This window comes from Herbaspirillum frisingense (assembly GCF_047325095.1).
Classification (GTDB): Bacteria; Pseudomonadota; Gammaproteobacteria; order Burkholderiales; family Burkholderiaceae_D; genus Herbaspirillum; species Herbaspirillum frisingense.
The window spans coordinates 2,984,837-3,009,818 of record NZ_CP168558.1; the positions used below are offsets into that span (position 1 = coordinate 2,984,837).

At 64.9% G+C, this 24,982-nt stretch carries 20 protein-coding genes; 6 read left to right on the top strand and 14 right to left on the bottom strand.

Annotated elements, in window-relative coordinates; all coding sequences use genetic code 11:
* Positions 1-38: 38 nt before the first annotated feature.
* The 7 genes from ACEOAC_RS13775 to ACEOAC_RS13805 form a co-directional block, all read right to left on the bottom strand.
* Positions 39-1,559 (bottom strand): sugar ABC transporter ATP-binding protein, encoded by a 1,521-nt coding sequence (locus ACEOAC_RS13775; protein ID WP_413444225.1) that lies wholly within the window; start codon positions 1,557-1,559, stop codon positions 39-41.
* Between the two features lie 79 nt (positions 1,560-1,638).
* The gene (locus ACEOAC_RS13780) at positions 1,639-2,718 is read right to left on the bottom strand and encodes a sugar ABC transporter substrate-binding protein (RefSeq protein ID WP_413444226.1); all 1,080 of its coding nucleotides are present in this window, start codon (positions 2,716-2,718) and stop codon (positions 1,639-1,641) included.
* Between the two features lie 173 nt (positions 2,719-2,891).
* Positions 2,892-3,605, bottom strand: a complete 714-nt coding sequence (rpiA, locus tag ACEOAC_RS13785) for a ribose-5-phosphate isomerase RpiA (protein WP_413444227.1) — start codon at positions 3,603-3,605, stop codon at positions 2,892-2,894.
* 49 nt (positions 3,606-3,654) lie between these two features.
* The gene (locus tag ACEOAC_RS13790) at positions 3,655-4,494 is read right to left on the bottom strand and encodes a MurR/RpiR family transcriptional regulator (protein ID WP_006464864.1); all 840 of its coding nucleotides are present in this window, start codon (positions 4,492-4,494) and stop codon (positions 3,655-3,657) included.
* Entirely contained in the window at positions 4,491-5,207 is a 717-nt protein-coding gene (gene gph, locus ACEOAC_RS13795) for a phosphoglycolate phosphatase (RefSeq protein ID WP_413444228.1), read from the bottom strand. Before gph ends, ACEOAC_RS13790 begins: the two co-directional genes overlap by 4 nt.
* Positions 5,204-6,730, bottom strand: a complete 1,527-nt coding sequence (gene xylB, locus ACEOAC_RS13800) for a xylulokinase (protein WP_413628400.1) — start codon at positions 6,728-6,730, stop codon at positions 5,204-5,206. The genes gph and xylB overlap by 4 nt, the downstream gene beginning before the upstream one ends.
* A 2-nt stretch (positions 6,731-6,732) precedes the next feature.
* Positions 6,733-8,199 (bottom strand): aldehyde dehydrogenase family protein, encoded by a 1,467-nt coding sequence (locus ACEOAC_RS13805; RefSeq protein WP_413445308.1) that lies wholly within the window; start codon positions 8,197-8,199, stop codon positions 6,733-6,735.
* Positions 8,200-8,381: 182 nt separating this feature from the next.
* Here ACEOAC_RS13805 and ACEOAC_RS13810 point away from each other — a divergent pair, with 182 nt between their 5' ends.
* Positions 8,382-9,134, top strand: a complete 753-nt coding sequence (locus ACEOAC_RS13810; RefSeq protein WP_413628401.1) for an SDR family NAD(P)-dependent oxidoreductase — start codon at positions 8,382-8,384, stop codon at positions 9,132-9,134.
* 99 nt (positions 9,135-9,233) lie between these two features.
* Here ACEOAC_RS13810 and ACEOAC_RS13815 read toward each other — a convergent pair whose 3' ends face one another.
* From ACEOAC_RS13815 to mdlC, 4 genes are all read right to left on the bottom strand, one after another.
* The gene (locus tag ACEOAC_RS13815; RefSeq protein WP_413445306.1) at positions 9,234-10,175 is read right to left on the bottom strand and encodes a ketopantoate reductase family protein; all 942 of its coding nucleotides are present in this window, start codon (positions 10,173-10,175) and stop codon (positions 9,234-9,236) included.
* Between the two features lie 2 nt (positions 10,176-10,177).
* On the bottom strand, positions 10,178-11,551 hold the full coding sequence (locus ACEOAC_RS13820; RefSeq protein ID WP_413628402.1) for an MFS transporter: 1,374 nt from the start codon (positions 11,549-11,551) through the stop codon (positions 10,178-10,180).
* A 209-nt stretch (positions 11,552-11,760) separates the two neighbouring features.
* Positions 11,761-13,212, bottom strand: coding sequence for an aldehyde dehydrogenase (locus tag ACEOAC_RS13825; protein ID WP_413628403.1), 1,452 nt, complete (start codon positions 13,210-13,212; stop codon positions 11,761-11,763).
* Between the two features lie 82 nt (positions 13,213-13,294).
* Positions 13,295-14,893, bottom strand: a complete 1,599-nt coding sequence (gene mdlC, locus ACEOAC_RS13830; RefSeq protein WP_413628404.1) for a benzoylformate decarboxylase — start codon at positions 14,891-14,893, stop codon at positions 13,295-13,297.
* A 207-nt stretch (positions 14,894-15,100) separates the two neighbouring features.
* On the opposite strand from mdlC, the gene ACEOAC_RS13835 reads away from it, so the two are divergent.
* Entirely contained in the window at positions 15,101-16,015 is a 915-nt protein-coding gene (locus tag ACEOAC_RS13835; RefSeq protein WP_166757904.1) for a LysR family transcriptional regulator, read from the top strand.
* An 86-nt stretch (positions 16,016-16,101) separates the two neighbouring features.
* Here ACEOAC_RS13835 and ACEOAC_RS13840 read toward each other — a convergent pair whose 3' ends face one another.
* The 3 genes from ACEOAC_RS13840 to ACEOAC_RS13850 all read right to left on the bottom strand — a co-directional run bounded on the left by ACEOAC_RS13840 (position 16,102) and on the right by ACEOAC_RS13850 (position 18,632).
* The gene (locus ACEOAC_RS13840) at positions 16,102-16,308 is read right to left on the bottom strand and encodes a hypothetical protein (RefSeq protein ID WP_413445321.1); all 207 of its coding nucleotides are present in this window, start codon (positions 16,306-16,308) and stop codon (positions 16,102-16,104) included.
* Between the two features lie 132 nt (positions 16,309-16,440).
* Positions 16,441-17,181, bottom strand: a complete 741-nt coding sequence (locus tag ACEOAC_RS13845) for a transporter (protein ID WP_413445322.1) — start codon at positions 17,179-17,181, stop codon at positions 16,441-16,443.
* 509 nt (positions 17,182-17,690) lie between these two features.
* Positions 17,691-18,632 carry an HDOD domain-containing protein gene (locus ACEOAC_RS13850; RefSeq protein WP_413445323.1) on the bottom strand — a complete coding sequence of 314 codons (942 nt, stop codon included), beginning with the start codon at positions 18,630-18,632 and terminating at the stop codon, positions 17,691-17,693.
* A gap of 360 nt (positions 18,633-18,992) precedes the next feature.
* Between ACEOAC_RS13850 and ACEOAC_RS13855 the strand changes: the two genes are divergently transcribed.
* From ACEOAC_RS13855 to pdeM, 4 genes are read left to right on the top strand one after another with little or no spacing between them, the layout of a single operon-like run.
* Positions 18,993-20,054, top strand: a complete 1,062-nt coding sequence (locus ACEOAC_RS13855; protein ID WP_413628405.1) for a ligase-associated DNA damage response exonuclease — start codon at positions 18,993-18,995, stop codon at positions 20,052-20,054.
* Positions 20,047-21,744, top strand: coding sequence for an ATP-dependent DNA ligase (locus tag ACEOAC_RS13860; RefSeq protein WP_413628406.1), 1,698 nt, complete (start codon positions 20,047-20,049; stop codon positions 21,742-21,744). Before ACEOAC_RS13855 ends, ACEOAC_RS13860 begins: the two co-directional genes overlap by 8 nt.
* Positions 21,716-24,322, top strand: a complete 2,607-nt coding sequence (locus tag ACEOAC_RS13865; RefSeq protein WP_413628407.1) for a ligase-associated DNA damage response DEXH box helicase — start codon at positions 21,716-21,718, stop codon at positions 24,320-24,322. The genes ACEOAC_RS13860 and ACEOAC_RS13865 overlap by 29 nt, the downstream gene beginning before the upstream one ends.
* On the top strand, positions 24,322-24,978 hold the full coding sequence (gene pdeM, locus ACEOAC_RS13870; RefSeq protein ID WP_413445595.1) for a ligase-associated DNA damage response endonuclease PdeM: 657 nt from the start codon (positions 24,322-24,324) through the stop codon (positions 24,976-24,978). The genes ACEOAC_RS13865 and pdeM overlap by 1 nt, the downstream gene beginning before the upstream one ends.
* Positions 24,979-24,982 lie beyond the last annotated feature (4 nt).

Genomic DNA, 24,982 nt, shown 5'->3' on the forward strand with positions numbered 1-24,982 from the left:
GGGTGTCTCCTTTTGTCATGGTCTGTTCCAGGCGGCGCTCATTGCGAAAGCTGGCGCAGCCTGTCGGTACTGATGTCGTCGCCCTCGACCACATGGGCGATACGCCCGCGCTGGAAGATGCAGACGCGGTCCGCGGCACGGGCCAGTTCGTCGACATCGGTGGAGACGATGATCACGCTCACGCCGGCCCGGCTCAGCTGATCGAGGATGCGCAGGACGTCCTGCTTGACGCCCACGTCGATGCCACGGGTCGGCTCGTCCAGGATCAGCAGGCGCGGCATGGTCGCCAGCACGCGGCCCAGGCAGACCTTTTGCTGGTTGCCGCCACTGAGGGTATTGACGGCCTCGTCTGCGCTACCGGCCTTGATGCCCATGCGGGTGAAGTAGGAGGAACAGACCTGCTGCTCCTGTCCACGATCCACCAGGCCGCGCCGGATGCGCTGGCGCAGTGAAGACAGCGCGATGTTTTCGCGGATCGAGAGATGCCCCACCACACCGTCGCGACGGCGGTCGTCGGAAAGATAGGCGATGCCCATGGCGAAGGCCTGGTCGGGCGTCTGCGGCACGCGGGCCGTCGCCTCGCGCGCAAAGATGATCTGCCCGGCCTGCAGCGCTGCCAGGCCGAACAGGCTGCGCGCCAGCTCCTTGGCCCCCTCCCCTGGCAAGCCGGTGAAACCGACGATCTCGCCGGCGCGGATGTCCAGCTGCGCCACGTCCAATCGCTCTCCCCGCACGCCGCTCAGGCGGATGCCTTCCTCGCCCTTGGGGGATAGACTGCGATCGCGCTGGAACAGGTCCAGTTCGCGCCCGAGGACAAACTCGGAAAGCCGGGAAGAATTCAGGCTGCCCACGTCCTCGCAGTTGGCCACCAGTTCGCCGTCGCGCAGTACGGTGACGGCGTCGCAGATGTCGAGGATTTCATCGTTGAAGTGGGAAATGAAGAGAAAGGTCACGCCGGATGCGCGCAGCTGGCGCATGAAGTCGAACAACTGCAGACGGTCCGGCACCGTGAGTGAGGCCGTCGGCTCATCGAGGATGATGACGCTGCCGCCGGAGAACATGGCCCGCAGGATATTGAGCTTGCGACGGGCGACGGCATCCAGGCTACCGGCCAGGCGGTCGGCCTCGATACCGGTGCCGGCCAGCATGCGCGTGGCGTTCTCGCGCATGCGGCGCCAGGCGATGAAGCCGCGTGAGGCCGGCCAGATGCCCAGCATCAGGTTTTCCATCACCGACATGTGCTCGATGATCATCGGTTCCTGCGGTACCAGGAAGACGCCGGCGGCTTCCATGCGCTTGACGTCGGCGCCCTGGATTTCCTCGCCGTTCAGGAAAATGCGGCCTTCGCTGGGAGCGCGCTGGCCGGAGATGATGCCCACCAGCGTGCTCTTGCCGGCACCGTTTTCGCCGAGCAGGCCGTGGATGCTGCCACGGCGGATGCCCAGGTTGATGGAACGCAGTGCATGGAAGGCGCCATAGCGCTTGCTGATGTTTTCCACGCGCAGGGCCAGGTCCGGGTGGGCCTGTGCCGATGCACGGGGGGCTGCTTGGGTCGTCATGGCGCCTCCTTGGCGAGTGGTGATCCGCTATTGGCCGCTATTGGCGCATCGGCCGGCAGGCCTTCTGGCCATCAGGTCATCACGTATAGGCGATGCCCCAGACCTTCTCGGCCACGTAACCCCAGTGCCGCTGGTCGGCGGCATTGCTGCGGTCGATCACGAAGGGTGGAATGATCAGCGTGGGACCGGTCTGGCCCTTGACGATCTGGCCCTTCTCCCAGAAGTATTTCTTGTTCTCGTATGGCCCGATGGGGACTTCCTTGCCGGGGATGGAATACTTGACCAGCATTTCCACCGCCACCTCGCCATAGGCGATCGGGTCCTGCGAAACGCAGGCGTCCATGTAGCCATCCTGTATCCAGCGCAGCGCCACCGGCTCGCCATCGATGGTGACGAAGATGACGTGGTCCTTTTCATCAACCTTCTTCCAGCGGTTCTTCTGCTGCAGGGCGGTGGCGATGCCGCGTGCCGGCGAATCGCTGGGCGCGTGCACGGCGTCCAGGTCAGGATGTTCGGACAGCGTGGCCAGGGTGACGGACAGCATCTGGTCCAGCTTGCCTTCGGTGGGTCGGGCAATGTAGGTGATGCCGGGATACTTGGCGAACTCGGCATCCATGCCCTCCTTGCGCTGGCGCCAGGCCACGCTGGCCAGCGCGCCGTAGCAGTTGAGGACCTTGCCCTTGGGGCTGCCGTGCTTCTTGATCAGGCGGTTGATGATTTCCCTGGCAGCCATGACGCCGCCCAGGCGGTTGTCGAAACTGACGGTGATGGCGACGTTGCCGCTTTCGGCCGGGGTATCGATGATGGCCACCGGGATCTTCTGCTGGTTATAGCGGCGCAGCGCGCTGACGATGGCCTGGCTGTCGATCGGGTCCGACACCAGCGCCGCCGGCCGGGAGAGCATCAGCGATTGCCATTGCTCCAGCTGGCGGGTGTTGTCGAAGCTGGCGTTGGTGGCCTGGAAGCTGCCCTGGTTGGCTTCGACGGCGCGCTTCACGGCCGCCTCCTCGATCACGAAGAAGTAATAGTCCAGGCTCTTGTTGCTGAACGGGATCAGCAGTTTCTGCTGCGCCGACGCCCAGCGCGTGGTGGCCATGGCCCCCAGTGCCAGGCTGCCCAGGATGATCTGGCGGCGGGTGGATTGGTGATTGTGCTTCATGTCTACCTCCAAAAATTTATATAGTTTTGCTATAAAAATGATGCAAGCGAGGCCATGCCGACTATCAGTGAAACGCTTCTGCTTACATCAGGGGCCATCCTCGGGGAAAAACACAGCAAGAAAAAACATAAGGCTAGGCAAAAGAATGCTTGTGCCAGATGGATGGAGTTTTACTAGATTTCTGCACGCAAGTGAACATGGGAAGTGCCATCGAAGCAGCCCACCACCATGCCGGCGGCTTCACGGGTGAACAGGCCGTTCTCGACCACGCCGGGGATGCGGTTGAGTTCGGTCTCCAGCAGCGGGGCATTGGCGAGGCTATGGCAATGGCAGTCCAGGATGAAATTGCCGCTATCGGTCACCACCGGCCGCTCGTCCCGGGTACGACGGACGATACGCGCCTCGACGCCCTGCCCTTGCAACAGCCTGGCGATCATGCGTTCGGTCTGCTTCCAGGCGAATTGCACCACCTCCACCGGCAGCGGGAAAGCGCCCAGCCGGTCGACGATCTTGCTCTCGTCGCAGATGGTGATCATTCGGGTGGAGGCATGGGCGATGATCTTTTCCCATAGCAGGCAGGCGCCGCCGCCCTTGATCATCTGGAAGTCGCGGTCGATTTCATCCGGACCGTCGATGGTCAGGTCGAGCTGGCCGATTTCATTGGGGTCCATGATGGTAATGCCGACTTCGCGGGCGACGTCGATGGTGGAGCGCGAGGTGGCGGTGCAGGTGACGTCGAGGCCATCGGCGATGTGCTTGGCCAGTTCCCGCACGAAGAAGTGCGACGTGGTTCCCGAGCCCAGTCCCAGGCGCATGCCATTGCGTACAAATTCCTCGATGGCGCGGCGACCGGCCAGTTTCTTTGCTTCGTTCTGGTTCAACTGCATGGATGTCTCCTCTTGAAAAACACGGGCCCGGATGAGGTTGGGCAAAGCGCTAGATCTTGTCCGTCATCCAGGAATCGAGCGCCGGCAACTGATCGGGGAATTCGCTGTTGCTGGCCACGGCAATGGCGGTCACCAGCATGTTGACCACCAGGTGGTGATTCAGACGCGAAGCCAGCGGCGTCATGAATTCGGTCTGGTCATAGGGCAAGACGGCAATGAGGGCATCCGTGACCGCTGCCAGCGGGCTGTTGGCTGCGGTCACCGACACCACCCGGGCGCCGCCGGTACGGGCCGCCATGGCCAGTTCCACCATGCGCTTGGTATGCCCCGATTGCGAGAAGATCAGCGCCACTTCGTTGGGGCGCGAGCGCTCGGCGTGCATCCATTGCTTCTTTTCTTCCATCACCGCCGAGCAACGCAGGCCCAGGCGCTGGAACTTGTGTTCGGCATCCAGCGCGGTGATCTCGGAAATGCCGCTGGCATAGATGCCGATCCAGTTGGCCGACTGCAGCAGGGCCGCTGCCTCTTCGATCTGGCGCGGGACCAGATCGTCCAGCGCGCGCTGGATGGCGGACAGGGAATTGCGGCAGGTCTTGCGCACGATGTTGCCGATATCATCGTGCCTGGTGATCTGCTCGTAGACGAAGGGCGCCGTCGGCACCAGGCTTTGCGCCAGTCCCAACTTGAAGTCCTGATAGCCGTTGAAGCCGAAGCGGCGGCAGAAGCGCACGATGGTCGGGTCGCTGACGGCACAACGCTCGGCCAGCGCGGCCATGGTCATGTGGATCACCTCGCCCGGCGCCTGGCTGACGAAACGCGCGATGCGCAATTCGGCGGTCTTCATTTCCTCTTGCTCGCGCAGTATCTGCTGTAGCAGGCTATTGCTCATGACTGTCCTTTATTGTCGGCTTTTATTGTCGGTTTTTCACAGGGGGCGATTCTATAAGACAGCAGGTCCTCCAGGCGATGCAGTCTTTGCTCCTGACCAACCCTGACATCGCTGCCGCCCCCCCAGGACACCACGAAGAACGGCACGCCGGCCGCAGCGGCCGTGGCCTGGTCGACCGTGGTATCGCCGACGTAGGCCCAGGCGCCCTCGGCCAGCGCCATCTGTTCGGCCACCGCCAGCAGATGGCCGGGATCGGGCTTGCAGGCCGGTACGGCATCGGCGCCCAACGCCACTTCCACCAGCGGCGACAGCTCCAGCAGATCGAGGATTTGCCGCGTCAGCGCATGCGGCTTGTTGGTGCAGATGCCCAGACGGATGCCGGCCGCCCGCAGCTTGGCCAGGTCTTCGCGCACATGGGGAAAGAAGCGCGTATGACTGGCCGGATTGCGGCGGTAGTGAGCGATGTAGCACGCCACGGCGGCATCCAGTTCGGCCGTGCCAAGCGCGACACCCTGTTCAACGAGGATGTCCTCGATCAGGCGGCGCGGACCATTGCCGATGAAGCGTTCGACCTGCGCCACCTCCAGCGCGGCATGGCCTTGTTCGGCCAGATAGGCATTGACGGCGGCGGCGATGTCGGGCGCACTGTCGATGAGTGTGCCGTCGAGGTCGAAGATGAGGGCCTCGTAGCTGGCGTGTGCGTGCTGGTTCATGGCGCCTCCCCGAGCTCTGCCAATGCGCCCAGGCGGGCGAAGCTGCCGGTGAGCAGCGGATAGAGTTGCTGATAGATGGCGCGGGCCTGCTCATAGCGCCCGCGCCGGGTGACGTCGGGGCGCTCGCGGGTAAGCTCCGGCAGCAGGCTGGCGGCGTGGTCGATGTCCGGCCATACCTGCATGCTGACGCCGGCCAGCAGTGCTGCGCCCAGGGCGGCTCCTTCGGCCGCGCCCTGGCGCGTGAGGACGTCGCAACCCAGCATGTCGGCCTGGATCTGCCGCCATACTGCCGAGCGCGCGCCGCCGCCGGAGGTGCTGACTTCGGCAGAGGAGACGCCCATGCTGCGCATCAGGTCCTGCATGTCGCACAGGGAATGCACCACGCCCTCCAGTACGCTGCGCGAGAGGTCGGCGTGATCATGGCGGGCATGGAGGCCGATGAAGGCGGCACGGGCTGATGGATCGGGATGGGGGCAGCGCTCACCGTTGAGGTAAGGCAGGAACAGCAAGCCATGTGCCCCGGGAACGCTACGCCCGGCGGCCGCAGCGATGGCCTCGAAGGATGGTGGCTCGCCCGCGCCGGCACACAGCACATTGCGGAACCAGGCCAGCGCCCCGCCCGCATTGAGTGACACGCCCATGGCATGCCAGCGCTGGGCAGCGACGTTGCAGAAGACCTGTATCCGTCCATCCGGCGAGGACAGGGGTTGATCCAGCGCAGCGGCGACGATGCCGGCGGTGCCGATGGTGGTCTGCATCGTGCCGGGCGCCACCACGCCGGCACCCAGCGACTGGATCACGCTGTCGCCGCCGCCCCCGATGACCGGAATCCCCGCTGCAATGCCAAACATGGCGGCTGCCTGTGCGTGCACATGGCCGCTGACGACCTGCGATTCGAAACAGGCAGGCAAATGGGCGGAGTCCAGTCCGGCCAAGGCGATCAGCTCGGTCGCCCACTGCCTGCGCCGTACGTCGAACAGGCCCGTGCCGGATGCGTCGGAGACCTCGGTGGCGATCTCTCCGGTGAGCACGTAACGCAGATAATCCTTGGGATTGAGGGCGACCCGCAGCTGTTCATACCATTGCGGCTCGTGCCGCTGCATCCATAGCAGCTTGCCTCCGGTATAGCCGACCAGCATGCGGTTGCCGGTGTGGGCCAGCAAGGACGGCAAGCCACCGGCCGCCTGCGTGATCCGGTCAGCCTCGGCCTGGTTGCGCTGGTCGTTCCACAGGATGGCCGGACGCAGCGGCCGGTAGTGTTGATCCAGCGCGGTCAGGCCATGCATCTGGCCCGACAGGCCGATGCACAGCACCTCGACCGATCCCGCTGCCTGCAGCACCTGGGCCACGGCCTGGCGCGCCGCTGCTATCCAGTGGGCCGGCTCCTGCTCGACCCAGCGCTCGCGCGGTTGCGACACCGGATAGCCGACGCTGGCGCTGGCGAGGATGCGTGCATCGGTCGCGAGCAGCAAGGCCTTGCAGGCGGAGGTGCCGAGGTCTATGCCCAACAGGCAGGCCGTCATGATCAGACTCCCACGCCGTGATGCAGACGCACGTGCTTGAACTGGAAATACTCCAGCAAGCCCTCGCGCCCGTGCTCCACGCCGACCCCGCTCTGCTTGCGCCCACCGTAGGGCGCATTCATGATGCCGGCGTCGACATGGTTGATGGCCACATTGCCGACGTCCAGCTCAGCCGCGCAGCGATGGATTTCCTGCAGGTTCTGGGTATAGGCGTAGGCGGCCAGGCCATAGGGCGTGTCGTTGGCCAGCGCGATGGCCTCATCCAGCGTATCGAAGGGCGCCACGCCGACCAGCGGGCCGAAGGTCTCTTCGCGCATGACCAGCATGGCGTGGGTGCAGTCGGCCACAATGGTGGGCTGGAAGAAGAAGCCCTGCGCGAACTGCTCGCCATCCGGGGCAGTGCCGCCAGCCACCAGCCTGGCGCCCTGCTCCAGCGCATCCTGCAGGTGCACCCGGGTCTTCTGCAGGGGCGCAAGCTGCGCCATTGATCCTACGTCCGCCTGCGGATGCAACAGCCCGTCGCCGATGACCAGCGCGCGCGTGGCCGTGGCGAACTGTTCCAGGAAGTCCGCATAGACGGTGCGCTCGACATAGATGCGATTGATGGCGATGCAGATCTGACCCATGTTGCGGAAGGAACGCCGCACGGCGCCCCGTACCGCTTGTGCCAGATCGGCGTGGCGGGTCACCAGCATGGGGCAATTGCCGCCCAGTTCCAGCGACAGGCGCTTGATCGAGGGGCAGGATTGCTGGATGCGCAAGCCGGTCTGGCTCGATCCGGTAAAGGCGATCTTGGAGACAGACGGGTGTTGCACCAGCGCCAGCCCGACGCTGGCACCATCGCCGGTCAGCACGGTCACGATACCGGCCGGAATGCCCGCCTGCAGGGCTTTCTCGGCGATATACAGTGCCGTGAAGGGAGTGAATTCGGAGGGCTTGACGATCACCGCGCAGCCTGCGGCCACGCCGGCGCACAGCTTCCAGCCGACCAGTTCGGCCGGATAGTTCCAGGGGGTGATGGCCGCCACCACGCCGATGGCTTCGCGCATCACCAGGCTCTGGTAACCGGGCTGGTCATTGGGAATGATCTCGCCATGCACCCGCAGGGCTTCTTCGGCATAGAAGTGGCAGGCTTCAGCCAGCTTTTTGATCTCACCCAGGGCCTCGCCGAGAGGCTTGCCCTGTTCTGCCGTCATCACCTGGGCCATGGCGGACGCGTCATCGAGGATCAGGCTGCCCAGCCTGTGCAAGGCATCGGCGCGGACCCGTGCCGGCTGGCGCGACCAGGGGCGCCAGGCAAGCTCGGCCTCTGCGACGGCAGAATCGATCTCGGCAGAGGTGGCCACGGCAATGTCGCCGATGGGCGTGTTGCGGGCGGGATTGCGCACCTGCAGCCGCGAGCCCTGCCCCTCGACGAACTGGCCTGCGATAAACAGCTTGCCCGACAGCCGGGCCAACACATCCTGCATGATGCACCTCCTCGAACGACGGAAAATCTAGTATAACTAGATAAATGCACCGTGGACAACTTAGAAGCGTCGAATTTTTTCTATATATTTAACGATAAACGCCCAAAAAGATTCCGCCCGTCAAAAGATAGGCCTGATTTATGTAGCATTACTATCATTTATGATTTCAAGGAGACACAAACATGAACACACGCTCACCCCAGGACCTCACTGGCAAACTGGCCCTGGTGACCGGCGCCGGGCAAGGCATCGGCGCCGCCTGCGCGACAGCACTGGCCGAGCAAGGGGCCACGGTGGTCTGCACCGACCTTGACGGGAATCGTGCGACCGCCATCGCCGCCGGACTGGCGCGGCCGGGCCAGGCTTTCGCGCTGGATGTGACCGACAGCAGGGCCTTGAATACCCTGGCCGCGAGGATTCCACCGCTGGACATCCTGGTCTGCAATGCCGGCGTGGTCAGCAACACGCCGGCCGAGGAAATGGAAGATGACGAATGGGACCGCGTGCTGGCGGTCAACCTGGGCGGCGTCTTCAAGACCTGCCGAGCCTTTGGCCGGCGCATGCTGGAACGTGGCAGGGGCAGCATCATCAACATCGGCTCCATGTCGGGGATGATCGTCAACGTGCCGCAGCCGCAGTGCCACTACAACGCCTCCAAGGCGGCGGTCCACCACCTGACGCGCTCGCTGGCGGTGGAGTGGGCCACGCGCGGGATCAGGGTCAATGCAGTGGCGCCGACCTATATCGCCACACCGCTGCTGCGGGATCTGGAAAAGGAAAAGGCCTTGATCGCGCGCTGGATGGATCTCACACCCCAGCAGCGCATGGGGCGCCCGGACGAAGTCGCGGCAGTGGTGGCGTTTCTGGCCTCGGAGGCGGCCAGCCTCATCACTGGCGCCGTCATCCAGGCCGACGGTGGCTATACCTGCATCTGAGGCTTCAAACTTTTGGCCACCTTGCCAAGGTTCGGGAGTCCGCGAGAGCGACGGTTTCCGCCGTCATCATCTTTCTTGCCAACCTTGGGGCAAGACCACTCAGATGGGACCACCACTTTTCTTCAACCTGGCATTGGCCTCCATCATTTTGACCAACTGATACAGCGCCGTCACGGTCGGCGTCGGCACCCCCTGCTCGACGCCGTGCCTGATCACGGCGCCATTGATGAAGTCGATTTCGGTCTGCCGTCCGGCTTCGATATCCTGCAGCATCGATGGCTTGTGGTTTGTGTGCATCCTGAACGCATGATCTATCGCCTGCTCTACCTGAGGCAGACTGACCGGAATCTGCAGTGCATGGGCCACGGCCACCGTTTCGGTGGCGATGCGCAATGCCAGGCTGCGGCCTTCACCGCTCGATCCGACCGTACCCACATTGCAGCCGCTGACGGCAGAGACCGAATTCAACGCTGCATTGAAAGCGATCTTCTCCCAGATGGCTTGTTGCACCTGCGGGTCGGCGCTGCAATGGAGGCCGGCGAGGCTGAAGATCTCGGCAATCTGGCTCACCTCCGGGCGGTGCTGCCCCGACAGCGTCCAGATCCTGACCTGACCATCGCCATGGCTGTGCACCACCCCGGCAGACCTGAGGTCGGCGGGCAAGTTGGTCATGCCGACGATGATGCGTTCGCGCGGAATCACTTCGGCAATGATTTCCGCATTCCCCAGGCCATTTTGCACCGATAGCGCCCAGGTTTCCGGCCCCACCAGATGCCCCAGGGCATGGGCGGCGCCGCGGGTATGGAAGCCCTTGGTAAAAAAGACGATCAGATCAAACGGTTCGGAGAAGGTGTCGGCCGTCCCGACCGGCACCCTCACCGTATGCACGCCCTTGTCATCGCTCAGGGACAGGCCGTTACTGCTGATCGCAGCGATCGTAGCGGGGGTGACTTCGATGAAACTGACCTGCTGTCCACTCAGTGCGAGACGCGCACCAAACAGGCCTCCCATGGCGCCAGCGCCGACGATGGCAATGTTCATGCTTAATGTTCCTTCTTCAGATGCGCAGGGGCTACCGTAGCGCGGGGAATATGCTTGCGTACCGACAGCAACGCGACAAAGACGAACAGCATCGCCCCTGCCAACATCGCCAGATAACCTGAGGCACCGCCCTGGGTGATCACGATGGCGCCGGCAAAGGCGCTCAGGATGGCGCCCAGCCGACCGAAGGCCAGTGCTGCGGCAGTGCCGGTGGCGCGCACCTGGGTCGGATAGATATAGGCGCACAGCGCGTACATCGTGCATTGGACGGCATTGACGAAGAGCCCGTGCAAGCCTATTCCCACCACCAGCAGCGTGGTCTGGTTGGCCACGTCCAGGCTGCGCAGCAGCAATGCAGTCGCCGCGGCGGCCAGGCAGCACAGCAACATCGGCACCCGTGAGCCGAAGCGGCCGATGATCAGCGCGCACAGCAATGCCCCGAGGACGCCACCGACGTTGTAGGCCGTCAGGCCGTTGCCGGCCACCGAGGGACTCAGTCCCTCTCCGGCCAGCATCGTGGGAAGCCAGCTGAATGCACTGTAGACAGCCAGCAGGTTCATGAAGAAGGCGATCCACAGCGCCATGGTGTCGCGTGCCAGCCCGGGGGCAAACAGCGCGCCAAATCCCGCGCGCGGGTGGGTGGTCTGTTCACGCACATCGCTGAAGCGGATGTCGGCTGCCACCGCGCGCGACATGCGCAGCAGCAGGCGTCGCAGCTCATCCCAGCGATGCGGCTGGCGCGCCAGGTAACGCGGCGACTCCGGGATGACGAACCACAGCAGCACCGAAAATGCGACCGGCAGCAGACCGCCCAGCAGGAACAGCCCGCGCCAGCCGTAGTGCGGCAACACCAGGTTGGCGAACAAGCCCGCCAGCATGCCGCCCAGCGGAACGCAGACGATGGTGGCCGTGACTGCCAGCGTGCGTCTGCGGGCCGGGCTGAATTCGGCCGTCATGGTGGTCGAGGTCGGCAAGGCCCCGCCGATGCCCAGGCCGGCGAAGAAGCGCAGGATGGCAATGGTGGTGATGTCCGGCGAGAGCGAGATGAGGCTGGTGGCCAGGCCGAAGACGAAGACACTGCCGATGATGGCCAGGCGACGCCCGAAACGATCCGCGAACAGGCCGGCGAAGGCGCTGCCGATGCCCATGCCCACCAGGCCGGCCGCGACCGCCGGGGCGAAGGCGTTGCGCGTGATCCCCCATTCCTTGATCAGGCTGGGGATGGCGAAACCGATCAGTTGCCCATCGAAGCCGTCCATGACGATCGACAGCGCCGCCAGGCACACCACCAGCTTCTGGAAGCCGGTAAATGCACCCTCATCCAGCACGCGTCCGATATCGACGGTCTTGGCTTGTTCTACGGTGTAGGTGCTCATGCGCGCTCCCGGGTGTTGCCAACGGTGATCGCGGGGGTGGGTGAAGCGATGCGCGCGGGCGCGCAGTCGTGCGGCAAATGCCAGGATGTCATAGTCATGGCGGTCTCCTCGTTGATATCGCGCGGGTCCGATGCGGATCGGCCCGCTGTTGCGATTATTGTTGTGGTGTTCGGTCAGGCCGGATCTGTGCGTGCCTGATGCCGTCCGGCTCAGAACGGGTAATGACGTGGCGTGGTTTGCACCGTGACCCAGCGCAGGTCGGTGAATTCGGCGATGCCGGCCTTGCCGCCGAAATGGCCGAAGCCACTCGACTTGACGCCGCCGAAGGGCATCTGTGCCTCGTCGTGGACGGTGGCGCCATTGATGTGGCAGATGCCCGACTCGATGCGGCGCGCAAGGCTCAGGGCGCGGGCGACATCGCGGCTGAACAGCGCTGCCGACAAGCCATATTCGTTGTCGTTGGCACAGGCGATGGCGGCCTCATCATCCTTGACCCGCACGATGGGCTTGACCGGTCCGAAGGACTCTTCGTGGTAGATATTCATCTGCGCCGTTACGTGGTCCAGCAGGGTCGCCGGCATCAGCGTGCTCTCGGCCTTGCCGCCGCAGACCAGCGTCGCGCCCTTGGCCAAGGCATCCTCAATGAGGGCGTTGCAGCGCTGCACGGTGGCCAGATCCACCACCGAACCCAATACCACCGGCCCCTGGCGCGGATCGCCCAGCGGCAGGCTGCGCGCCTTGGCGGCCAGACGCACGACGAAGTCATCGGCGACGCGCTCGTCGACGATGATGCGCTCGGTGGACATGCAGATCTGCCCCGAATTGGCGAAGGCACCAAAGGCTGCTGCCTGTACGGCCGCCTCGATGTCGGCATCGTGCAGGACGATGAAAGGCGCCTTGCCGCCCAGTTCCAGCACGGCGGGCTTGAGGTGCCTGGCGCATTGCTCGGCGATGATACGGCCCACGCGCGTCGACCCGGTGAAATTGACCCGTCGCACCGCCGGGTTGGCGATGATGGCGTCCACAATTTGCCCGGCGTCTTGCGGTGCATTGGTAATGAAGTTGACCACGCCCGCCGGCAGGCCGGCATCCTGGATGGCTTCGATGATGAGGCCATGCGTGGCCGGACAGATTTCGGAGCCCTTGAAGACGACGGTGTTGCCGCAGGCCAGCGGCAAGGCGATCGATCGTACGCCCAGGATCACCGGCGCGTTCCAGGGAGCGATGCCCAGCACCACGCCAGCGGCCTGGCGCAGACCCATGGCAAGGTTGCCGGGGACGTCCGAGGGGATGATCTCACCGGCAATCTGGGTCGTCATGGCCGCGGCTTCGCGCAAGCCGTCGGCGGCCAGATGCACGTTGAAGGCAGCCCAGTGGTGCGAGGCCCCGGTTTCGGCGGCCATGGCGTCTGCAAACGCCTCGGCGCGGGCCTGCAACGCATCGGCCGCGCGGGTGAGCAAGCTGCGGCGCTCGCCCGGGCCCATGGCTGCCCAGTCGGGAAAGGCGTCGGCCGCTGCCTGCACCGCCGCGCGGGCGTCGGCCACGGTGGCCGCTGGTGCGCGAGAGGCCACGCTGTGGTCAAGCGGATTGCGCCGCTCGAAGTAGGCAGCATCGGCGGCGAAACAGCGCTGGCCGTTGATGAGCATGTTGACTTCCTGCATGGTCTCCTCCTGTTGTCTTTATCTCGGGGGTCAGTTCACGATGTTTGGTTCAGCGCCATCTTGGCGCAGCAAGGCAGAAAGCTCATCGCACCAGCACTTCCACCAGGCGCGGTGCGTTGGCAGACAAGGCCGCTTGCAGCGCGCCGGCCAGTTCGGCAGGATCGCTCACGCGCACGCCCTGGCATCCCATGGACTGGGCCAACGCGACGAAATCCAGTCCAGGCAGGTCGGTGCCCTGGACCACATCGTCGGCGCCGAAGCCGAAGGCCGGTGCGAAGTCCTGCAGCGCGGCGTAGCGGCCATTGTTGATGATCACGAAGGTAATTGGTAGGCCCAGTTGTACCGCGCTGTAGATGGCTTGCGGCGAGTACATCGCCGAGCCATCGCCGATGAGCCCGATCACGCGCTGGTGCGGCCGTGCCAGCGCCACACCCACTGCCGCCGGCATCCCATAGCCCAAACCACCGCTGGCCATGGTGTAGAAGCTGCCGGGGCGGGTGAAGGGCAAGTAGGCTTGCATGGTCGGCCGCGAACCGGGAGCTTCCTCGACCACGATATCCTCCGCAGCGCGCACGTCGGCCAGGGTCTGCATCGCAAAGGCGGCGGACATCGGCGTCTCTGGAGCGGCGCGCGTGCGCGGCTCACGCCGGGCCGGCTGCAGGCGGGTCGCCGGTGGCTGCTGCGCCATCTGCGTCAGCAGGTCTTGCAGGCCCAGACGGATATTGCCGACGATGGCGCTGCCTTGCGGGGTCCAGGAAGCGGTCATCGGATCATCGATGAGCTGGTACAGCGTCGCCCCAGGCGGCAGATACGGGCCGCTGCCTTCGACGTGATAGGTGAAAGCCGGCGCCCCTGCCACGAAGACCAGATCGTGGCCCTCCAGCAGCTGCACGATCTTCTCGCGCATGGCCGGCAGGAAACCGGCAAACAGACTATGGTCTTCGGGGAAGCTGCAGCGCGAGGACATCGGTGCGACGAACACCCGTGCGTGACAGGACTCGGCCAGACGGATGGCCTCATCCCAGGCCCCGGCGCGGTCCAGTTCCGCACCGACCACCATGGCCGGGCGCCGGCTACTGCCCAGCGCGGCGGCCAGCGCTGCGATGGCACCCGCCTCGGGCCGGCTGCAGGTAGTGACTTCGGTGGCCGCGAGCAGCTCGGCCGGTTGCTCCCAGTCATCCACGGGAATGGAGACGAAGACCGGGCCACGCGGCTCCTGCATGGCGATGTGATAGGCCCGCGCCAGCGCACGGGGAACGTCGGCCGCGCGCGCCGGTTCGATGCTCCACTTGACGTAGGGCTTGGCCAGTTCGGTTGCCTGCGAGGCCGCCAGGAACGGGTCCAAAGGCAGGATGGAGCGTGCCTGCTGGCCGGCGGTGATGATCAGCGGGGTACGGTTGCGAAATGCGGTGAAGATATTGCCCATGGCATTGCCGACCCCGGCCGCCGAATGCAGGTTGACCATGGCGGCCTTGCCACTGGCCTGGGCGTAGCCGTCGGCCATGCCGACCACCACGGCTTCCTGCAAGCCGAGGACGTAGCGGAAGTCGGCAGGAAAGTCGCGGAACATCGGCAATTCGGTTGAGCCGGGATTGGCGAAGACGGCGCTCATGTCGAGTCGACGCATGAGGTCGAAGACGGCATCACGCACGGTGATGGCGGGCAATGGTGTCTCCTGCATACAAGATCCTGTGGAAGGCCTCATGGTTGGGCCGGGTGGATGATGGGAGGCAGTATGTAAGCTCGTGACGTCTTTGAAAATTGCCAAATTGGATAAAAGTCATGACATTTGGTAATGTGTAGCTGACCTGTCGGTGAGTCATCGTGCTGCCCTCACCCACCCTATCCGCGCTATCCGCGCTATCCGCGCTATCACCAGGAGACATCATTGAGTTTCAACCTGCAGCAGCTGGAAATGTTCAATGCCATCGTCGCTGCAGGGAGCCTGGGGCGCGCTGCAGCCGTCCTCGACCTGACCCAGCCGGCCTTGAGTCGCGCGATCAAACGTCTGGAAGAGTCCGTCGGCGGAGCGCTCTTCGAGCGTCACACCAAGGGTATGCACCTGACACCGCTGGGCAAGGCGCTATTGCCGCACGCGATGTCGTTGCAGCGTGAAGCCCGGCAGGCCCGCGAAGAACTGGACGCCATCCGCGGCCTGGCAAAGGGTGTCATCAAGGTGGGTGCGGTGGGCAGCATTGCCAGTCTGGTGCTGCCACTGGCAGTGCGTGGGGTACTGGACAAGTGGCCCAACCTGCGGGTGGAGATCATGGAAGGTGTGTGGGACCGTCTGGTCGAGGGCTTGCTCACGCATGAGATCGACTTGGCTCTCGGTACCTCCGGTGCCGAAAGCGATGGCGTGGCGGCCATCTCCGACTGTCGCTGGAGCGACCTGAGCTATGTGGTGGCCGGGCGCGACCATCCACTGCGTGAACGCGGCAAGATCAGCCTGGCCGATACCCTGACGCAGCGCTGGGCCCTGACACCCCGGGGTACGGGACCGTATTTGCATGTGAAGGAAACATTCGCCCAGGCCGGCTTGCCGATGCCCGAGATCGCTGTCGAATCGCGTTCGGTCACGGTGCTCAAGGGCCTGGTCGCGCGTTGTGGATTCGTGGGGTGGATGTCCGGTCCGATGTTCGATACCGAAAGCAAAGCGGGAGTGATCAATGCCCTTGCGGTAGAGGGCCTGAATGCACCGCGTACGTTGACCGCATTCCGCAGGCGGCAAGGGATATTGCCGGCGCCGGCGATCCGCTTGCTCGATGAATTGCGGCATCTGACCGGTTCCCTGCCCTCTAGCTAGCGCCTACATCAAATGAAAACACCCTGCAGCGTCACTGCCTGCAGGGTGGGTAATCATCGACTTGCTATCGGGATCTTGGCCCGGGATCAGACCCGGTAGATCTTCTCACCTGTCTGCACGATCCGGAATTTTTCATTGGACAGAGGATCGAGGGCACGACCATCGGCCAGCTTGTAGCTACGGCTGAACGCCAGTACTGCAGTATCGGCTTCGTCCTGCTGAGTCTGATACACCTCTACGTGGTAAGGTGCGCCGGTCTTGCCCTTGGCATCGAATTTTTCCACCAGATCCATATGTCGTCTCCTTAGTCGTGGCCTTGCGCCAAGGACAAAGATAGCAGATTTGATCGTGCTTTCCAGCGCATTGCATGTTGCAGCGCACAGCAATGACACGCGGGCAGGGCTGCAGCCCTGCGCGATCAACGATCAGTAATGCAAGGTCACCCCGATGCCGAACTGCCGCGTCACCTCGGCCTTGTTGAGCCCGAACTTGGCGCCGGCATCCAGATCGACCGTCTTGTTGGGCGACCAGATCACGCCCACCAGCGCATAGGAAGGCAGCTTGCGGCTGGATGCATCCGGGTTCTGGGCAACGCCCGTATCGGCCACCAGGCGCCATTGTTCATCCAGGCCGTACCAGACTGCAGCCGAGGCGCGCCACAGGGTCTTGCGCTGCGACTGCTGGTCACTGTCGAGCTTGAAGCGGTTGACGCGCACACCCAGGTTGCCGTGCAAGGTCCAGGGGCCGTTTTCGTAGGACGCGATACCGGTCAGGGCGGCGCTGCTCTTGCCATTGCCCAGGCCCTTCTCTTCGTCGCCGCTGGGCATGAAGAATTCCGGCTTCAAGGCCAGCGCCAGGCCATCGGCCTCGTAATAACGCCACTTGGCGCCCAGCGAGACATCCCCCACACCCGTGCCGGTGGGAGACTGCAAGGTCTGCGGCAGGTTGAAGAACAGGTCCAGCTTGTCAGTGACGCCATAGGTGAAGGTGAAGGCGCCGACATGACTGGCGTCGCCACTCTGTTTGCTCCAGTCGGTATTCATTTCAAGCTGGATACCGCCAGCACCTTGCACGCCGGCATCATCGGTGACCAGCGGGTGCGCGGCGAAGGCCGACTGGCTGGCCGCCAGCAACAGCCAGGAAAAGCTCAGGATTTTCTTGTTCATGGTGGACCCCATTTTTTGCTGTGATCAGTACGGCACTGCTACCCGGCCACCACGATGACACAGCCGCGCCCGTACGGACGTGACAGCGCACACCGCAGGCGGGGAGTACAGAGACGTGGTCGGAGCGAACCGAAGGGAAAGCGCGCCGTCGCATGTTCAGAACACGATACCAAAGGCGCAAATCGCGCATTCCGAACAGAAAGAGCGCTGACAAGGCCTATTTGATGAATATGTCCTGATGGATGGCTGCGGTAAATGCCGTGGCTTTTACGGAAGGAACATCATCGGGCGGGCTTCAGCTGGCCTTGCAGGCGTATGGAAGCGCGGTTCATGAACACCCGCCGTGTGACGCCAAGTGGCGATGGCCAGACTTCAGGGGCCAGGCCACAAGGCCGCAGCAGGCGAACTGCATTTCCAGAGCGAGGGGGATAGTACCATCGGCACCTGACAAATCAGCAACAAAAAGCTTCGATATTTGCTGACAAAATCTGCCCGCGACGAAACCTGGATCAGCCAGGTTGTTCGGTCGCGGCGGCCAGTGCCGATCCGAGTTCGCGCAGCACCCGGGTGGGGATCTTGAGCATCGCACCCCATTCGCTCCAGTCCCAGGAGACGCGGGCGCAGAGGTATTCCAGGCTGGAACTGGGCAGCTCGAAACGCTCGCCCAGTTGCAGCAGGTGCGGCAGCAAGGCGGCGCGGGTGGCATCGTCTGCCACGCAGATATCGGCCACGCAGGCGGCCAGTTCCAGCAGGCGGATCAGGCGCTGCTGGCGGTCTTCCTCGTCCAGCCCGGTGCTATCGGCCGCCTCGTGGTGCAGGACGGTTTCGCAGAACAGCTTGGGGAACAGCCAGTCCTGCATCATTGCAGCGGCCAGTTCCAGGTGGTCGAAGCTGAAGGCCTGCTTCTCTTCCTGGCGCAGGGCGGCAGCGGGAGCATCCGTCCCGACGCCGCGCAGGATCTCGCCATAGCGCTTGGGACGCGCCGAGGCCAGCGCCAGCCGCCCGATATCCGCCAGCAAGCCGATGGTGAACATCTCCGCCGGCGGCGCGACCGGGATCAGGTCGGCCAGGGCCTGGCTGGCGCAGGCCATGGCGGTGGAACGGCTCCAGAAGGCGTCATAGTCGAACTCGGCACAATCGCCACGGCGCGCCGATTCGGTCAGGGAAATCGCCAGCGCCATCTGGCGCACGGCCTGCAGGCCCACCATCAACAGCAGGTCGACATTGACGGAAGCGACCATCCGCCCCTTGTTGAGGTTGGGGATATTGGCGATCTGGATCAGTCGCCCGGCCAGTACCGGGTCACCCTGGATCTGGGCCACCAGGTCAGGCAGGGCGATGTCTTCCTGCTGGCACATCTGCATGATCCGCAGACGCACCCCGGACGGGGCTGGCAAGACTTCGGAGTCCTGCAGTTCGCGGAAAATCAGGGGATCAAGGTAGGTAGACATGAGGATTCGTGGGGTTCTCGGGTGATGAGCCTGGCGCAAGGCCAGATGCGATGGTCACAAGGATACCCAATTAATGACCGTTGTGCGTTGCGCCATTGCAAACTCCGCGCACAAGGAATGTCTCTTTTTTCATTCTCGCTGACAACGCGGCAAGAAGCACGCCGACATCCTGCGCAAGCGCGTGCGGGTAAGCTGATCCGGTCCGGATTCAGCGGGCCACAGCGATGCATGCATCATCAAAACCTGAGGCAAAGCGAAGACAAGGACAAACAAGCACAGACAAGGCGGCTCAAAGCCGGTACAAGCATCCGGGCCCAGGCTGCACATTGAGCCCAAGCACAGCGCAAGGAAAAAGCAGACATGGAAGACATGGTAGTGGTACGCAAGGAAGGCCTGTATTGCGTACCCGGCGATTTCTACATAGACCCGTGGCGACCGGTGGCGCGCGCCGTGATCACCCACGCCCACGCCGACCACGCCCGCATGGGTCATGCCCACTACCTGGCGGCCGCGCCCGGCGCCGGCATCCTGCGTGCCCGCCTCGGTGCGGACATCCACCTGCAGGCGCTGGATTACGAAGAAAGCATCACCCACAACGGCGTGCGCCTGTCGCTGCACCCGGCAGGCCATGTCCTGGGTTCGGCCCAATTGCGCATGGAGTGGCAGGGATGCATCTGGGTCGCCTCAGGCGACTACAAGCTCGAAGCCGACGGCACCTGTACCGCTTTCGCCCCGGTGCGCTGCCACACCTTCATCACCGAATCCACCTTCGGCATGCCCATCTACCGCTGGCAACCGCAGGCGGAGATTTTCGAGGACATCAACCGCTGGTGGCGCGCCAACGCCGCCGAGGGCCGGGCCAGCGTGCTGTTCTGCTACTCCTTCGGCAAGGCACAGCGCATCCTGCACGGCATCGACCCCGGCATCGGCCCCATCGTCTGCCACGGCGCGGTGGAACCCCTGAACCGGCTCTATCGCGAAGCCGGCGTCTTCCTGCCGCCGACCGCGACGGTCGGCGAAGCCGAAGCCACCAGGCGCGGCAAGTCCAACGCCTATGCCGGCAGCCTGATCATTGCCCCACCCTCGGCTGCCGGCTCACCCTGGATGCGCCGCTTCGGCGACTACAGCGATGCCTTCGCCAGCGGCTGGATGCGCCTGCGCGGCACCCGGCGGCGGCGCGGCGTGGATCGGGGCTTCGTGCTGTCGGATCATGCCGACTGGCCAGCCCTGCAGGAAGCGATTGCCGCCAGCAGCGCCGAACGGGTCATCGTCACCCACGGCCAGGTCGCCACCATGGTGCGCTGGTTGCGGCAGAACGGTCTCGATGCCGGGGCCTTCACGACTGAATACGGCGACGACGATGTCGACGACAGCGGCGCGGCGCCACCAGCCACTGCGCAGGAACAGTCCGGCCATGCGTGAATTCTCGCGGCTCTATGCCGAACTGGATGCCACCACCTCCACCACCCGCAAGCTGGCGGCCTTGCAGGACTACTTCCAGCGTGCCGATGCGGCCGACGCCGCCTGGGCAGTGTATTTCCTGGCAGGCGGCAAGCCCCGCCAGGCGGTACCGACCGGCCTGCTCAAGCAATGCGCAATGGCCTATGCGCAGATTGATGAGTGGCTCTTCGAAGAGTGCTATCACAGCGTGGGCGACCTGGCCGAAACCATTGCCCACATCCTGCCGCCACCGACCCGCACCAGCGACTTCGGTCTGGCCTACTGGATGCAGGAACGCATCGCTCCCCTGCGCGGTGCCGAACCGGAAGTGATCCGCAGCGCCCTCTTCGCGGCCTGGGATGAACTGGACTGGCAGGGCCGCTTCCTGCTCGCCAAGCTCATCGGTGGCGGCTTCCGGGTGGGCGTCTCGCGCCTGCTGGTCACCCGTGCGCTGGCCGCCGTGGCGCAGTTGGACCCCAAGCTGCTGGCCCAGCGCATGGTCGGCTGGACCGATGGCCGCGCCCGCCCCGACGCCGAACGCTTCGCCCGCCTGATAGGCCCCGATGACGGCCAGGACCATCGCCTGCAGGGCGGCCAGCCCTACCCCTTTTTCCTGGCCCATCCGCTGATTGAACATCCGCGCCAGCTGGGGCCGGTCGGTCAGTGGCAGATCGAATGGAAATACGACGGCATCCGCGCCCAGCTGGTGCGCCGGCACGGCAGCAACTGGCTGTGGTCACGCGGGGAAGAGCTGATCACCGAACGCTTCCCCGAACTGGCCGCGCTGGACCTACCGGACGGTACCGTCATCGACGGCGAGATCGTGATCCGCCTGCCTGATTCCGGGCAACAGGCCGAACGCGTGGCGCCCTTCGCCGACCTGCAAAAACGCATCGGTCGCAAGAATCTCACTGCAAGAATGCTGGGCGAGCTGCCCGCAGGACTGATCGCCTATGACCTGCTGGAGCAGGATGGGCATGATCTGCGCGGCCTGCCTCAGCAAGAACGCCGCGCTCGGCTGGAACAACTGGTCCAGCGCCACGCCGCACCGGCCCTGATGCTGGCGCCGCAGATCGTGGCAGCGGACTGGGATGCGCTGGAACAACTGCGCGCCACCTCGCGCCAGCGCGGCGTGGAGGGCATGATGCTCAAGCAGGTCGACGCCCACTATGGCATCGGCCGTACCCGCAACGTCGGCACCTGGTGGAAGTGGAAGGTCGATCCCTATTCCATCGATGCCGTCCTGATCTATGCCCAGGCCGGTCACGGCCGGCGCGCCTCGCTCTATACCGACTACACCTTCGCGGTCTGGGACACGCCCGCTGAAGCCGGCGGCGAGCGCAAGCTGGTGCCCTTCGCCAAGGCCTATTCGGGCTTGACCGATGCCGAGATCGCCGTGGTCGACCAGACCATACGCAAGACCACGATAGAAAAATTCGGCCCGGTACGCAGCGTGCGGCCGTCCATGGTGTTCGAGATCGGCTTCGAGGGTATTGCCCTGTCCTCGCGCCACAAGGCCGGCATTGCCGTGCGCTTCCCGCGCATCCTGCGCCAGCGCGTCGACAAGACCGTCGACCAGGCCGATACCCTGGACAACCTGCGCGCCCTGCTGTCGTCGTCCCCAGTCAACGAGAGCGAGGAAGATGCCCAGCCCGCCCAGCAAGACCACTAGCCAGCGCCCGCCCAGACGGCGCAGCGCCAGTCCGCCAAAGGCGGCGGTCATCCCTGCCGCCGTCGAGGACTGGTTCGCCCAGCGCCACTGGGAGATATTCGATTTCCAGCGCCAGGTCTGGCAAGCCGCGCAGCAAGGTCGCAGCGGCCTGCTGCACGCCGGCACCGGTGCAGGCAAGACCTATGCGGTCTGGTTCGGCGCGCTGCTGCATGCCGAACCCGGCCTGGGTCGGACCGACGCGCCCGTCACGACCCAGGGCTTGCGCATCCTGTGGATCACCCCCATGCGCGCCCTGGCGGCCGACACCCTGCGTGCCCTGCAAGCCCCGCTGGCCGATCTGCTGCCACACTGGCAAGCCGGCATGCGCACCGGCGACACCGGTTCCGGCGAGCGTGCGCGCCAGATGAAGTCCTTGCCGCAGGCCCTGGTGACCACGCCAGAAAGCCTGTCACTGCTGCTGTCCCAGGCGGATGCCCACCAGCGTTTCAGCAAGCTGGACGCGGTCATCGTCGACGAATGGCACGAGCTCATGGGCAACAAGCGCGGCGTGCAGGTGCAACTGGCCCTGGCGCGCCTGCGCCGTTGGCGGCCCGGGATGGTGGTGTGGGGATTGTCGGCTACTCTCGGCAACCTGGAGCAGTCGCAGCAGGCCCTGCTGGGCCCCGAAGCCGCCGAACACGGCGTGCTGGTGCGCGGCGAACAGCGCAAGCGCATCCTCATCGATACCCTGCTGCCGCCACAGGCCACCCGCTTCGCCTGGGCCGGGCACCTGGGCCTGCAGATGCTGCCGGCGGTGGTGGCCGAGATCGATGCCAGCGGCAGTACCCTGGTCTTCACCAATACCCGCTCCCAGGCCGAGCTGTGGTACCAGAACCTGCTGGAGGCCCGCCCCGACTGGGCCGGCATCATCGCCTTACACCATGGCTCACTTGATCGCGAAGTCCGTGAATGGGTGGAACAAGGCCTGCGCGACGGCCGCCTCAAGGCCGTGGTCTGCACCTCCAGCCTGGACCTGGGGGTGGACTTCACCCCGGTGGAGCGGGTGCTGCAGATCGGCAGCCCGCGCGGCGTGGCGCGACTGCTGCAGCGGGCCGGCCGCTCCGGCCATTCGCCTGGACGCAGTTCGCGCGCCACCCTGGTACCGACCAACAGCCTCGAACTGGTGGAAGCCGCCGCTGCTCAGGATGCCGTCGCTGCCGGCCGGGTGGAACAGCGTCCGGTGCCGGACACGCCCCTGGACGTGCTAGTACAGCATCTGGTGACCATCGCCCTGGGTGGCGGATTCCTTGCCGACGAGCTGCTGGCCGAAGTGCGCCAGGCCTGGTCCTACCGCCATCTGCGCGAGGATCAATGGCAGTGGGCGCTGGACTTCGTGGTGCGTGGCGGCCAGAGCCTGGGCGCCTATCCGGAATATCACCGTGTGCGGGCCGGCGAGGATGGTGTCTATCGGGTCGAGCTACCGGCCATCGCGCGCCGCCACCGCATGAACATCGGCACCATCGTTGCCGATGCCAGCCTGCATGTGCAGTACATGAAGGGGGGACGCATCGGCACCATCGAAGAAGGTTTCATCGCCCGCCTGCGACCGGGCGATCGCTTCCTCTTCGGCGGGCGCGTGCTGGAGTTCGTCCGCGTGCACGAGATGACGGCCTGGGTCCGCCGCAGCAGCGCCGGCAGCGGTGCCGTGCCGCGCTGGCAAGGCGGCCGCATGCCCTTGTCCTCGACCCTGGCGCACGCCGTACTGGATCGCCTGGAACAAGCCGCGCAAGGTCGCTTCGACGGTCCCGAAATGCAGGCCGTGCGACCGCTACTGGATCTGCAGCACGCCTGGTCGGCCCTGCCCACGGCGCAGCGGCTGGTGGTGGAAACGCTCAAGAGCCGTGAAGGACATCACCTCTTCTTCTATCCCTTTGCCGGCCGCCTGGTGCACATGGGACTGGCCTCGCTGCTGGCCTGGCGCCTCAGCAGGGAGCGTGCCGCCACCTTCTCCATCGCCGTCAACGACTACGGGTTCGAATTGCTGGGCGCGGACAAGGTCGAAGCGCACCGCCTGGAACCGCAGCAGGCCCTGGCCCTGTTCAGCGAAGAGCGGCTGCTGGAGGACGTCCTGGCCAGCCTGAATGCCACCGAGCTGTCGCAACGGCGCTTCCGTGAAATCGCCCGTATCGCCGGGCTGGTATCGCAGGGACATCCCGGGCAGCGCAAGAGCGCACGCCAGCTGCAGGCATCGTCGGCCCTGTTCTTCGAGGTCTTCCGCAAGCACGACGCCGGCAACCTCTTGCTGACCCAGGCCCAGCGCGAAGTATTGGAACAGGAGCTGGAGCTGGAACGGCTGCGCAGCACCCTGGCCGAACTGCGCGCACGCACGCTCACGCTGGTGCCACTGGAGCGGGCCACGCCGTTTGCCTTGCCGCTGATGGTGGAGCGCTTCCGCGAAAAACTCTCGACCGAAAAGCTGGCCGACCGCGTGGCGCGCATGCTGCGCGAGCTGGAAGGTGCCGCCGACAAGACCAGCGCCCAGGCCAGGCCACAGCCGCGAGCGCGTCCCCAATCCAGCCCCCGCAACCAGACAGGATGATGAGCCCATACCCCAGCTTCGACGCCGCCGGCGCGACCCTGACCATGCTGCCCGAACGCGCCCTGCTCTGGCGCGAGCGCGCCATGCTGATCCTGGCCGATGTCCACTTCGGCAAGGCGGCTGCCTTCCGCGCCGGAGGCATCCCGGTTCCGCACGGCACCACTCGGGCCAACCTGGACCTGATCGATACGCTGGTGCAGCGGCATGCGGTGCGCCATGTGGTGTTCCTGGGTGACTTCCTGCACGCACGCGCCGGGCGGGTGGCGGGCACCCTGCAGGCACTGGCCCGCTGGCGCAGTTGCAATGCCGGTCTCAGCCTCACGCTGGTGCGCGGCAACCATGACCACCATGCCGGCGATCCGCCGGAAGCACTGGCGATGGAGGTCGTGGACGAACCCTGGCGGGTCAGTCCCCTGGCGTTCTGCCATCACCCCCAGACGGTCGACGGCGCCTTTGCCATCGTCGGCCATGTGCATCCGGTCTACCGGCTCGCTGCCGCAGGCGACGCCTTGCGCCTGCCCTGTTTCGTGGTGGATGGCCAATGGGCCATGTTGCCGGCTTTCGGCGACTTTACCGGGGGCTATCGTATACATGCCCAACCCGGGCAGCGCATTTTTCTTGCTGCAGACGATTGCGTGTTGCCCTTACCTGACTGAACCT

What these genes read in the sequence shown, in the direction of transcription:
- ACEOAC_RS13775 (WP_413444225.1), bottom strand. Translation starts at nt 1,559, where the DNA reads ATGACGACCCAAGCAGCCCCCCGTGCATCGGCACAGGCCCACCCGGAC.
- ACEOAC_RS13780 (WP_413444226.1), bottom strand. Translation starts at nt 2,718, where the DNA reads ATGAAGCACAATCACCAATCCACCCGCCGCCAGATCATCCTGGGCAGC.
- rpiA (WP_413444227.1), bottom strand. Translation starts at nt 3,605, where the DNA reads ATGCAGTTGAACCAGAACGAAGCAAAGAAACTGGCCGGTCGCCGCGCC.
- ACEOAC_RS13790 (WP_006464864.1), bottom strand. Translation starts at nt 4,494, where the DNA reads ATGAGCAATAGCCTGCTACAGCAGATACTGCGCGAGCAAGAGGAAATG.
- gph (WP_413444228.1), bottom strand. Translation starts at nt 5,207, where the DNA reads ATGAACCAGCACGCACACGCCAGCTACGAGGCCCTCATCTTCGACCTC.
- xylB (WP_413628400.1), bottom strand. Translation starts at nt 6,730, where the DNA reads ATGACGGCCTGCCTGTTGGGCATAGACCTCGGCACCTCCGCCTGCAAG.
- ACEOAC_RS13805 (WP_413445308.1), bottom strand. Translation starts at nt 8,199, where the DNA reads ATGCAGGATGTGTTGGCCCGGCTGTCGGGCAAGCTGTTTATCGCAGGC.
- ACEOAC_RS13810 (WP_413628401.1), top strand. Translation starts at nt 8,382, where the DNA reads ATGAACACACGCTCACCCCAGGACCTCACTGGCAAACTGGCCCTGGTG.
- ACEOAC_RS13815 (WP_413445306.1), bottom strand. Translation starts at nt 10,175, where the DNA reads ATGAACATTGCCATCGTCGGCGCTGGCGCCATGGGAGGCCTGTTTGGT.
- ACEOAC_RS13820 (WP_413628402.1), bottom strand. Translation starts at nt 11,551, where the DNA reads ATGAGCACCTACACCGTAGAACAAGCCAAGACCGTCGATATCGGACGC.
- ACEOAC_RS13825 (WP_413628403.1), bottom strand. Translation starts at nt 13,212, where the DNA reads ATGCAGGAAGTCAACATGCTCATCAACGGCCAGCGCTGTTTCGCCGCC.
- mdlC (WP_413628404.1), bottom strand. Translation starts at nt 14,893, where the DNA reads ATGCAGGAGACACCATTGCCCGCCATCACCGTGCGTGATGCCGTCTTC.
- ACEOAC_RS13840 (WP_413445321.1), bottom strand. Translation starts at nt 16,308, where the DNA reads ATGGATCTGGTGGAAAAATTCGATGCCAAGGGCAAGACCGGCGCACCT.
- ACEOAC_RS13845 (WP_413445322.1), bottom strand. Translation starts at nt 17,181, where the DNA reads ATGAACAAGAAAATCCTGAGCTTTTCCTGGCTGTTGCTGGCGGCCAGC.
- ACEOAC_RS13850 (WP_413445323.1), bottom strand. Translation starts at nt 18,632, where the DNA reads ATGTCTACCTACCTTGATCCCCTGATTTTCCGCGAACTGCAGGACTCC.
- ACEOAC_RS13855 (WP_413628405.1), top strand. Translation starts at nt 18,993, where the DNA reads ATGGAAGACATGGTAGTGGTACGCAAGGAAGGCCTGTATTGCGTACCC.
- ACEOAC_RS13860 (WP_413628406.1), top strand. Translation starts at nt 20,047, where the DNA reads ATGCGTGAATTCTCGCGGCTCTATGCCGAACTGGATGCCACCACCTCC.
- ACEOAC_RS13865 (WP_413628407.1), top strand. Translation starts at nt 21,716, where the DNA reads ATGCCCAGCCCGCCCAGCAAGACCACTAGCCAGCGCCCGCCCAGACGG.
- pdeM (WP_413445595.1), top strand. Translation starts at nt 24,322, where the DNA reads ATGAGCCCATACCCCAGCTTCGACGCCGCCGGCGCGACCCTGACCATG.